A 10,700-nucleotide genomic window follows, 5' to 3' on the forward strand; every position below is an offset into this window, starting at 1 on the left:
TTCAGTAGTAAGCTTCCCCTGAGTACTAAGTATAATTCTACGGGTAAAAAATTTAGAGCGATCGCGAGTCAATAAATCGCTATATAAAAGAATGTAGAGACATAGCAATGCTACGGCTCTACAAAGGTAATAACGCATATTTAATTTCACCAGAGTTTATTAGAGAACTGAGTTGAGTAGCAGTGAATAGGCGAAATTATCTTGAAATTATCGGCGTTGCATAATTGCGGGATGATTTCGCAAGTTATAAAATCTCCCCCCCTGCAACGCCAGCACCCCCTGCCTCCCCTGCCTGCCTAAATTCATCCCTCTGTTCTGCAACGCCAAATTATCTTTAGGATGGGGCATCGCCCCACCCCAAATTGTTATCCAATTACCTCAGCAGTCTTCTTCTTATCCAACTTGAGAATCAACACACCCAAAGGTGGTAAACACAAATCCAGAGAATAAGGATGACTGTGCAAAGACCAATCATCCGTCCATTTACCACCTAAGTTGCCCATATTGCTGCCGCCATATTGACGCGCATCGCTATTGAACAACTCTGTATAAAATCCCTTTTGCGGTACACCGATGCGGTAGTGAGAATGGGGTTGCGGTGTAAAATTGCAAACCACGACCGCAAAATCATCAGAATCCTTGTCACGACGCATGAAGGCAACTACACTATGGCGGTTATCGCTACAGTCAATCCACTCAAACCCCGGTTCAGCAAAATCCTGGGTGTACAAAACTGGTTCAGAACGGTAGAGATGGTTCAATTCCCGGAAAAACGTTCTTAACTGTTGGTGGGCTTCATGCTGTAATAAATGCCACTCCAAATCAGTCCAATCATTCCACTCACTCCACTGCCCAAACTCCATGCTCATAAACATGGTTTTTTTGCCTGGGTGAGCAAACATATAGGTAAATAAACAACGCACATTAGCTAACTTCTGCCATGTATCTCCTGGCATTTTACCGATGATATTGCTCTTACCATGCACCACTTCATCGTGGGACAGAGCTAGCATGAAGTTTTCGCTGTGGTTGTACCACATACTAAAGGTGATGTTATTTTGGTGGAACTGGCGGAACCACGGGTCCATGCTGAAGTAATCCAGCATATCGTGCATCCAGCCCATATCCCACTTCAAGTTAAAACCCAGTCCGCCTGTATAGGTCGGCCAAGATACCATTGGCCAGGAAGTGGATTCTTCCGCAATTGAGAGAACACCGGGGAAATAGCTAAAGATAATGTTATTTACCTGACGTAGAAAATCTGCTGCTTCTAGGTTTTCTCTGCCACCGTACTGGTTGGGCAGCCATTCTCCTGGTTCGCGGCAATAGTCGTTGTAGAGCATCGAGGCAACAGCATCGACACGAATTCCGTCAATGTGGTACTTGTCGAACCAGAAGAGGGCATTTGCTGCGAGGAAATTACTAACTTCATGGCGACCGTAGTTGAATACCAAAGTACCCCATCCTTTATGTTCGCCTTTACGGGGGTCAGCGTGTTCGTATAAGTGGCTACCATCAAAGAAAGCTAAACCATGTCCATCTTTGGGGAAGTGACCGGGAACCCAATCTACAATTACCCCTAGATCATTTTCGTGACATTTGTCAATGAAATACATTAAATCTTCGGGTCTGCCAAAACGCGAGGTGGGGGCATAGTACCCAGTTACTTGATAACCCCAAGAACCATCAAAGGGATGCTCCGCAATGGGCAGCATTTCTATGTGGGTATATCCTAATTCTTTGACATAAGGAATGAGTCGGTCAGCCAGTTCTCGGTAGGTAAGAAAACGTGCGCCCGGTTTTAATCCAGAAACGACAACTACTGGTTCAGTTTCACCATTGGGGAGTTTCGCTGGTTCTGCACTCGAAGCGTGTAACCAAGAGCCTAAATGTACTTCGTAGACTGAGACGGGCTGAGTTAGCGGGTCAGTACGACGCCGCTTTTCCATCCAGTTTTCATCGCTCCAACTATAAGCATCTAAATCAGTGACAATGGATGCCGTTTTCGGGCGAACTTCTTGCTGGAAACCGTAGGGATCGGATTTTTCGTAAATGTGCCCTTCAAAATTTTTGATTTCATATTTGTAATGCTCCCCTACACCAATTTCAGGAATAAACAATTCCCAAATTCCGGTGGGGCCTTTACGCATCTGGTGTTTACGTCCATCCCAAAGATTAAAATCTCCCAACAATGAAACGTTGCGAGCGTTTGGCGCCCAAACTGCAAAATAAACGCCTTTAACGCCGCCTATTTCTGTAGGGTGCGCTCCCAGCTTTTCGTATATTCGGTGATGATTGCCTTCACTAAACAAATGCAAGTCAAAGTCTGTCAAGTTGGGAGAACGGAAAGCGTAAGGGTCATAGGTGACACGCTCATGTTCCCCTTCTTTAATCCGTAACTGGTAGTTTGCCAGTTCTGGAGTGTCAATCGTGCATTCAAAAAAGTGGGGATGATGCACTGTTTGCATTGGGTATTCCTTGCGTTGTTCAGGAAGAACGACCCATGCTGCACTTGCATTTGGTAGATAGGCCCGCACAGCCCAGACAGTTTTGCCGTCTTGTTCTATGGGATGAGAACCTAGTATTTCAAAGGGATCGTTATGCTGATTCCAAACGATGCTGTTAACCTGTTCAGGGGCGATCGTGGTCATGGACATGAAGCTACCTAAGTGAAATAACGTGATTGACTAGATCTACTTTTTTAATATCTATATATATTCTTTACATTTATTTGCAATTTTGTCGTCACCGTTATCCTACATCAGAATGGGGTATTGAGCATGAGGCGTTGGGTATAGGGGATGAGGGAGCAGGGGAGGCAGGGGAGAATAACTCTTGACTAATGACTAATGACTAATGACGAATTTATCAAAAATTTAAAAATGGAAAAAACTGCAATAAGGTTTTACGTAAGCGCAGCAAGAAAATCTGTTCTCGAATTTTGGGGTCTAGTTTTGGTGGCGGGACTTCTTGTAGCTGGGCTTGTAATTGGATATACTCGGCAGCTGTTAAGGATTTTCCATCAATAGGCGATCGCGCTTCTATAATAATCTGTGTCCGCAATATTTCTTCTGGTGTATCCCCTGGTGGCGGTAATGCTATTACCTCTGATCCCCAATAACTACTTAAAATCACTAAAGTTACACTAATTACAACTAAGCTCAGTAATTTTAATGCCTTTCTCGCTTTAATTTTCCCCATTTCCCGAACTCCGTTCACAACGCCGGATGAAAATTTGTTCTCCTATGCCCTATGACGGCAGTTGACGGCAGTTGCTCCACTTGGTGAGCGAGTCCGGTCTTGTTGTTTCAACAAAGAGGAACTCGCGAACCCGAAGGGGGAGACCCCAAGACCGCACTGCCTCCCCAATGCCCAAATTTATCCAATAAAAATCTGGCAATATCAAGGGACATTACCAGGTCTCTCCTGACACGGATATAGACTACAGGGAATGCTCAAGAGCAATTGCCAGCGATCGCAATAATATTGTTTTGCCCTCTCAAAACTCAGTAGTCTAAGCAATTCAAAATACCAAATGAGGGAACTACCTTGTTGAAAAAATGGCTTAGATTCACATAATTCAACTTCCTTGGACTGGGGACAAGGAGCAATTAGACGGGAATTTCAGCCGGACAACTGGTTGAGGACTTAATCCTCTTTACCAGTGTCCTTTACTTCCTACCCTACGTAGTTGACATTTGAGCAAATTTTAGGTTCCGATACACCAACACAAAGCGTGCAGCTTTTACGTGAACCAAATTAATTCAAGCTATGTAGTGAGGAACGGGATCATCAAACAGCTTTGGGCGTGATTTAAACTAAAGTTTAAGGTGCCTTATTTAGGAGTAGCAGTAGCAGTAGGAGTCGCTGCGGGAGTCGTTGCGGGAGTTGTTGCGGGAGTCGTGGCAGGGGTAGATCCAGCAGGTGCATCAGTTGGTTCACCTGTAGCAGCTGGGGTAGCAGTACCAGCACCATCGCCACCACCACCTTCACAGGCTCCGAGAATTGCAGCCAGACTCAACATTATAGCAAAACCAAAGATTTTTGTTTTCATAACTCCTCTTTCACCAATTGTGGCTAGAACAATTTTTCGCCTGTTGAATACGATACCGTATTTATTGCTTTTTTTAAATTCTGCGAGATTACATACTTAAAAAAAACAATCCTTTGGGGTATTGTGTTTGGAATTATGTATCCTGATTAGTTTCGCTTAACTCAGGAGCAAAACGAAAATTACCAAATTCTTTAGCAAACCGAGCTATGATAACAAAAAATTTTATTTTTTTCACAGAGTATTGCACCTTGCTACCCGACGTTGCCATACTTTAGGTCGATACCTAAAGGATAAGCTGTCCAGTTGCTAATCGCTGATTGCAAACATTGCATATCTAAGGGATGCAAACATTGTTATAGCTACCGATCAGAAAAGTTAAAAGGGTATAGTCTGTTATGTGTGCTTATTGCACAGAAGGTGATTTTAACCTCAGCAAAAACAGACAATCAATCTAAAGTACAGTATTTCCCATCTAAAAAAATTTATGGTAATTGCTCGTAAATCTACTGTTTCTAGAAGAGGTAATTGGTTCTCGCGAGATTCTATTTTTTCTTTAGGGAGGCGACGCTCTGCGCGTATGGCGTTAGCAGCACGGAGCGCTTCTACACCAGTATCCTCTCAAAGACAACAGCGTTCCTCGAAGAAAAATTTAGCGGTTTCTCATACAAATGAGGCTGTTATAGGCAAATCGGTGAAGGAGTTAGGTAGACAACAAGTACTACTCAATCAGCAACCGAGTCTGAACCAGAAGAGTCTGGGGGTAGGTTTTCTTCGCCTTCCCACAATGCCTAATTCTGGAGCAGCACCTTCGTGGTTACTGCGCTTGTACACTTTTCATCGTTATTCGTCAGTTTTGGCATTCTTGTTAGTAGCATCAACCCTTGCTGTCTATGGCTGGACGGTATATTCTCAAGAGCTTTGGGGTCAATCATATCGCAGACTACAAAGCCTCCAACGTCATGAGCGGATGCTAACGACAACCAACGCGACGCTGACAAATAAATTGGCTAATGAAGCAGAACAACCAACAACAGGGTTAGTATCGCCAACTCCTGAAGGGATGATTTTTTTGCCTCCAGCATCTCAGAGTCCTAAGCCAGCATCGCCTAACACAACGCCAAATTCTGAAACGCAACCGCAAACACTCTCGCCACTGGGATACTAATCGTAATTTGTCAGAACCCAATGCAGAAGTCACCAAGCAGAATAAAATTCAGAAAGTTTCGGAATCCAAAATTCATAAGACAGCAAAAGGGTGATAAACGAGGGTTTTTAGGAAAATTAGCCTCTAATATCCAAGAGCAAACATCCAATAGCAAGTCCCGATTATTCATTGTCTGGGGCGTATTAATGGCATCAGGGTTAGGGTTGGGTGTCAACTTGTATAACCTGCAAATTGTCAAAGGGCCAAAATTAACTGAGCAGGCACGCAACCAGCAAATGGTGAATTTGCGACCTTTTATGCCCCGTCGCCCGGTGGTAGATCGCAATAGTAATCTACTGGCGATTGACCGCCCTGTATATACTTTGTACGCTCATCCCAAGCTGTTTGATAAGTCTAATGAGGATATGGCAGAGCGACTTGCCCCAATATTGGCAAAAGATTCTGCTGAATTGGTGAAAACTTTTCAAAGCAAAAGAAGCGGAATTATACTTGCACCAGCCTTACCAGAAGAAATTATTGATCGCGTCATCTCTTTGCGCTTAAATGGCCTGGAGTGGACTCAAAAATACTCCCGATATTATCCGCCAGACGATTTGGTTTCTGACGTGGTGGGCTATGTGAATATTGACCGCCGTGGTCAAGCTGGTGTGGAATATTCTCAAGAGAAGTTGCTAGAACGTCCTGTGCAAACGGTGCGCCTCAGTCGGTCGGGGAATGGCGCTCTGATGCCGGATCATGCGCCCGAAGGTTTTTTACATTTTGACGATTTGCGATTACAACTCACTATCGATAGCCGTCTGCAACGAATTGCCCGCGTTGCTCTCAAACAACAGATGGAAAAGTTTGATGCTAAACGTGGGGCGGTAATTGTGATGGATGCGTTGGATGGTTCCTTACTCGCTCTCGTCTCTCAGCCTACTTATAACCCTAATGAATACGCTAAAGCTAATATTTCACTATTTAAAAACTGGACGGTGGCGGATCTTTATGAACCGGGATCGACTTTTAAGCCTTTGAATGTAGCGATCGCTCTGGAAAATAATGTCATCAAACCAGATGATATGTTTAATGACTCCGGTTCTATTCGAGTAGCTAATTACACCATCAAAAATGCGATGAATAATGGGAATGGGCGAATCAGCATCGCTCAAATTTTGCAATATTCCAGCAACATTGGTATGGTGCAAATTATCCAACGCTTAAAGCCTTCAATCTATTACAACTGGCTAGAACGCTTGGGGCTAGGACAAAAAGTTGATACAGATTTACCTTTTGAAGTAGGCGGACGGCTCAAAAGTCAAGAAGAATTTATCGCTTCGCCAATTGAACCAGCTACTACTTCCTTTGGACAAGGCTTTTCTATGACACCGTTACAGCTAGTGCAAATGCACGGTGCTTTAGCCAATGGCGGTAAGTTAGTTACACCCCATGTAGTTCGGGGGCTGATTGATAGCAAAGGGCAGATGCATGATTCACCCACTCACACCATCCCCCGCCAAATTTTCTCAGCCGAAACTACCAAAAAGGTTGTGGAAATGATGGAAACTGTTGTGAATGAAGGTAGCGGCAAGGCAGCACAAATTCCGGGATATCGCATTGCAGGTAAAACTGGTACAGCTCAAAAAGCTAGTCCTAATGGCGGATACATCAAGGGTGCTAGAATGACCAGCTTTGTGGCTATTTTACCCGTGGAGTCTCCTCGCTATGTAGTGTTTGCACTTGTGGATGAGCCAAAAGGAGAAAGTGCTTATGGTTCTACTGTCGCCGCGCCAATTGTCAAGTCAGTGATTGAAGCGCTGATTCCTCTTGAGGAGATTCCGCCCAGTAAGGCGATTGAGCAGCAGAAAGTGCCGTAGGCAGGGGGCAGGGGGAGAAATCAATTCAAAATTCAAAATTCAAAATTCAAAATTCAAAATTCAAAATTAAAGAACTTCTGCCTCCTGCCTCCTGCCTCCTCTTTCCCAATCTCCAATGCCCCTTTCGTCTGAAACCTAATTTTTCTTTATAACCAGGGAAAGAGGTAGAGAAAGCTACTGGTGTGGAAACCTAGATATTAGAGGTGAAATTAATTTTTCACTTTTCTAAAGCTACCGAAGATTCCATGCAAAGCAATTTAATTATATTTCCTAAGACTGAGGCTGCGAAAAATAGCACGCAAACTGAAGAAAGAACAATTACCAAGTACGACCGTGCCCAAGAGCAATTTATAGAACTGCTAGCAATGGAGGATTTGGACAAGAAACTGGATGCAAAACCTTCAATAGCTACTGAGTTTGAACGATCGCTCTCTATGGCAATGAGTGCTGCTTATGGAAATGATCGCTCTGATGAACAGGCTCACCGTTTTCTCCAACGGATACTTTATCGGATTAATCGGCTAAAGCTGTTTTGGTACGATGATCTGCAAAACTATACTAATGAGCGATCGCTGTATTTATCCTCTTGTCGCGACCAAATTGAAGCTGCTTGGCAACAGTGGGAACTAGCACAACTTGATCTGGATGCACTGCAACAATTGGATGTAAAACAAGCTTTAATTGAGCGTGTATCTGGTGATTTAAATCCGCCTTTGTCGGAGAGTAGCCGCTACATTCGTGAGGAAATGACTGAAGCTGGTTATCGTCACTTCCTAGCGATCGGCTCTTTTGATGGCTTGGTTGAAGCTAGTCATCTTTCGCGCATTTTGGGTGGTGTTGCTAATGAAGTGCAGTGTACCCTGATGCGAGTACTAATTGAAGAATATGGCAATGGTCGTTTATCTCGCAAGCACTCGACATTTTTTGCTCAAATGCTGGCTGAATTTGGCATGAACACTCAACCAGAGGCATATTTCGATTTAGTACCTTGGGAAGTGTTGGCTTCGACAAATTATAATTTTCTGGTAACTGAGCGCAAACGTTATTTCTTGCGTTATGGCGGTGGTTTGACTTATTTTGAAGTGGCTGGCCCTGCTATTTACAAAAATTATATGGTGGCAGCGCAACGACTTGGACTCTCAGAAGTAGCGGTGGGTTATTGGGAACTGCACATCAGGGAAGATGAACGCCACGGACGTTGGATGTTAGATGATGTGGCTTTGTCATTAGCAGAACGATATCCCAATGATGCATGGGAATTACTGCTTGGGTACGACCTGCAAAAACGCATGAGCGATCGCGCCGGGACGGCTGTTGTGCGATCAATACGCGAAGCAGAATAAATCGCTTTACTCGCACGATCGATTCAAAAAATTATCTATCAATAGCAGGTTATTCTTAGGTGATTTCTGACAAAGAATATACCCAGGTTGACGAGTTTCGACTTTGCTCAACTCTCGATTCTTTAGTTGGTTGAGCGACTTGTCCTGAGCGGAGCCGTTGGCGCAGCCTCTCGTAGAGAAGGGAGTCGAAACCAACGGAAGCGGTAGATTTATTAACAGAAATTGTCTTAGCGTTTTAATTTGACATTTATAAAGTCATTTTATTGCTAATTCACCTGCAAATATATTTCTTTAGCAATCGTTTGCTAAAGGAAGAGTTTTTTATTGCCTGAATATAAGGTAATAAATAGCTGCCTATCACATTGATTATACCTTACACCTGGAAGTGCAGTCAAATGAAAGATATCTTTTTTTGCCCTGAAGAATCTAATTTCTACTCAAATTGTTTAGAAAGCTTTGTTCTCAGAAATTGTAAAAATTCCGAATCTATTGTGGAGTTTGGCTCAGGAGATGGTAGTCCTGTAATTAATTCTTTATTGAGAAACAACTTTGATGGTGTTATCCAGGGGTTTGAATTAAATACTTCTGCATGGAAAGTCGCAAACTCAACTATTGATGAATACAATCTTACTAATAAATACATCATCCATAATTCATCTTTGTTTAATTCTTCTCAACCCGATGCTGAGTATCTTGTAGCCAATCCACCTTATTTGCCAGCACCAGATAATGATATTTATATGCCACTCTTATTTGGAGGCATAGATGGAGCCACAGTTACCAACGAGCTTTTATCGTTAGGTTATGAAAATGTGTTGGTTTTAATATCTAGCTTTTCTAATCCAATAAATACGTTGGAATTAGCAAAAGAAAATGGTTATTCTGTTCAAAACTTCATGGTGTTACCTTTGCAGTTCGGTTACTATAGCTCCGACCCGAAGGTAAAGAAACACATAGAAGAACTCCGAAAAAATCAGATGGCATTTTATTCTGGTGATTATTATTTTTTAGCTGGGGTTTTATTTAAGAAATCTCAGGAGTCTGTAATTGATTTATCTAATCAATTAGCTCAGGTGATGACTAGTTTGTGAAAATCAAAAGTCTCAGATTCCCGACTTATTGAATGAAGAAGTCGGGAATCTTGTTGTTCATTACTACAGCTTTGATTTTATCTTCCTGAATTTCATGGAGAACAAAGTTTAAATTAAAGGTTATTGTTCACTGCAAAAGCCGTATCTGGGTAGTCGCTAAATACGCCATCAACACCTAAGCTGAAAAATAGTTCATACTCACCTTGGGGATTTCCTTGAAAGTCTAGGGGTAAAAAGCAGTCTTCATTGCGAAAAGTCCAAACATGAACCAGCAAACCAGCCGCATGAGCATCTGTAACTAAAGATGTAGGCGATGTCTGGCGACAAGCCGCTTTGCGTCTACGCAATTTACCATTGCTGTCTCTAGGAACCAGTAAATTTTTATGAATTCCGATCGCTTGTGCATATTTCGCAATTTCTGCTAAACCTGATGGTGTGACTAAATCTGCATAGTTGCGATCGCAGCCGCTAACGACAAAATCATAAGGTTTACCAGTGTCATTCAGCAATTGCACCAAAGGTAAATCAGTCTTTGTAGATAAATCTTGTAAATTACCCACTTCAAAAGACTGAATGAAAATAGGTGCGTTAGCTCCCTGATAACCGTTGGCTGTTAAAGTTGCAAGTAGGGGCGCTTCTAGAGCTAACCCAATAGATTGAAAGTAAGTTGGGTGCTTGGTTTCTGGGTAAATGCCAATCTCCCGATTAATTTCGCCACTTTTAACCTTGACTAAATCGATGATTTCTTGCAGCGTGGGAATTTCTAAGATTCCATCATAAGCGGTATTTTGAAAGCGCACTTGGGGAATTCGCTCTTTGGCTCGTAGTGTTTTTAGTTCTTTTAGGGTAAAGTCTTCAGTAAACCAGCCAGTTTTTGATTCACCATCAATTATTTTGGTAGTTTGCAGGTGGCTAAATTCTGCATGGCTTGCAACGTCAGTAGTTTCAGAAATCTCATTTTCGTGACGAGCAATTAAAACACCGTCTTTAGTAGAGACTAAATCAGGTTCAATATAATCAGCGCCTAGTGCAATCGCTAACTCATAAGCAGCTAAAGTATGTTCTGGACGATAGCCGCTAGCGCCTCGGTGTGCAATGATAATTGGAGATGCATTTTGCAAAGTTGTAGTTACATTCACGAGTATCAAAGGTGGATGAATGAAGCAAAAAGCCTCATTAATGAGTATCAAA

8 protein-coding genes are annotated in these 10,700 nt (G+C 42.7%); 4 read left to right on the forward strand and 4 right to left on the reverse strand.

Translation table 11 applies throughout. From position 1 onward, the window contains the following. Positions 1-365: 365 nt before the first annotated feature. The 3 genes from glgB to RMX98_RS30365 all read right to left on the reverse strand — a co-directional run bounded on the left by glgB (position 366) and on the right by RMX98_RS30365 (position 4,054). Positions 366-2,657 (reverse strand): 1,4-alpha-glucan branching enzyme, encoded by a 2,292-nt coding sequence (glgB, locus tag RMX98_RS30355; RefSeq protein ID WP_322677864.1) that lies wholly within the window; start codon positions 2,655-2,657, stop codon positions 366-368. A 211-nt stretch (positions 2,658-2,868) separates the two neighbouring features. Beyond that, on the reverse strand, positions 2,869-3,201 hold the full coding sequence (locus RMX98_RS30360) for a hypothetical protein (RefSeq protein ID WP_322677862.1): 333 nt from the start codon (positions 3,199-3,201) through the stop codon (positions 2,869-2,871). 634 nt (positions 3,202-3,835) lie between these two features. Next, positions 3,836-4,054 carry a hypothetical protein gene (locus RMX98_RS30365; protein ID WP_322677861.1) on the reverse strand — a complete coding sequence of 73 codons (219 nt, stop codon included), beginning with the start codon at positions 4,052-4,054 and terminating at the stop codon, positions 3,836-3,838. A gap of 484 nt (positions 4,055-4,538) precedes the next feature. Here RMX98_RS30365 and RMX98_RS30370 point away from each other — a divergent pair, with 484 nt between their 5' ends. The 4 genes from RMX98_RS30370 to RMX98_RS30385 all read left to right on the forward strand — a co-directional run bounded on the left by RMX98_RS30370 (position 4,539) and on the right by RMX98_RS30385 (position 9,509). After that, the gene (locus RMX98_RS30370; protein ID WP_322677860.1) at positions 4,539-5,219 is read left to right on the forward strand and encodes a hypothetical protein; all 681 of its coding nucleotides are present in this window, start codon (positions 4,539-4,541) and stop codon (positions 5,217-5,219) included. 20 nt (positions 5,220-5,239) lie between these two features. Then, a complete protein-coding gene (locus tag RMX98_RS30375) occupies positions 5,240-7,075 on the forward strand; it encodes a penicillin-binding protein 2 (RefSeq protein ID WP_322677859.1) in 1,836 nt (611 codons plus the stop codon). A gap of 245 nt (positions 7,076-7,320) precedes the next feature. Then, entirely contained in the window at positions 7,321-8,418 is a 1,098-nt protein-coding gene (locus tag RMX98_RS30380) for an iron-containing redox enzyme family protein (protein WP_322677884.1), read from the forward strand. Between the two features lie 395 nt (positions 8,419-8,813). Continuing rightward, entirely contained in the window at positions 8,814-9,509 is a 696-nt protein-coding gene (locus RMX98_RS30385) for an SAM-dependent methyltransferase (protein ID WP_322677858.1), read from the forward strand. A gap of 113 nt (positions 9,510-9,622) precedes the next feature. Here RMX98_RS30385 and RMX98_RS30390 read toward each other — a convergent pair whose 3' ends face one another. After that, complete coding sequence (locus RMX98_RS30390) at positions 9,623-10,648, reverse strand: glycerophosphodiester phosphodiesterase (RefSeq protein ID WP_322677857.1); 1,026 nt, start codon at positions 10,646-10,648, stop codon at positions 9,623-9,625. Positions 10,649-10,700 lie beyond the last annotated feature (52 nt).

Source organism: Nostoc sp. DedQUE02 (assembly GCF_034531035.1).
Classification (GTDB): Bacteria; Cyanobacteriota; Cyanobacteriia; order Cyanobacteriales; family Nostocaceae; genus Nostoc.

Bases quoted from the DNA above. Each gene is read 5' to 3' on its own strand.
- RMX98_RS30360 (WP_322677862.1), bottom strand. From the start codon at position 3,201: ATGGGGAAAATTAAAGCGAGAAAGGCATTAAAATTACTGAGCTTAGTT.
- glgB (WP_322677864.1), bottom strand. From the start codon at position 2,657: ATGTCCATGACCACGATCGCCCCTGAACAGGTTAACAGCATCGTTTGG.
- RMX98_RS30380 (WP_322677884.1), top strand. From the start codon at position 7,321: ATGCAAAGCAATTTAATTATATTTCCTAAGACTGAGGCTGCGAAAAAT.
- RMX98_RS30375 (WP_322677859.1), top strand. From the start codon at position 5,240: ATGCAGAAGTCACCAAGCAGAATAAAATTCAGAAAGTTTCGGAATCCA.
- RMX98_RS30370 (WP_322677860.1), top strand. From the start codon at position 4,539: ATGGTAATTGCTCGTAAATCTACTGTTTCTAGAAGAGGTAATTGGTTC.
- RMX98_RS30385 (WP_322677858.1), top strand. From the start codon at position 8,814: ATGAAAGATATCTTTTTTTGCCCTGAAGAATCTAATTTCTACTCAAAT.
- RMX98_RS30365 (WP_322677861.1), bottom strand. From the start codon at position 4,054: ATGAAAACAAAAATCTTTGGTTTTGCTATAATGTTGAGTCTGGCTGCA.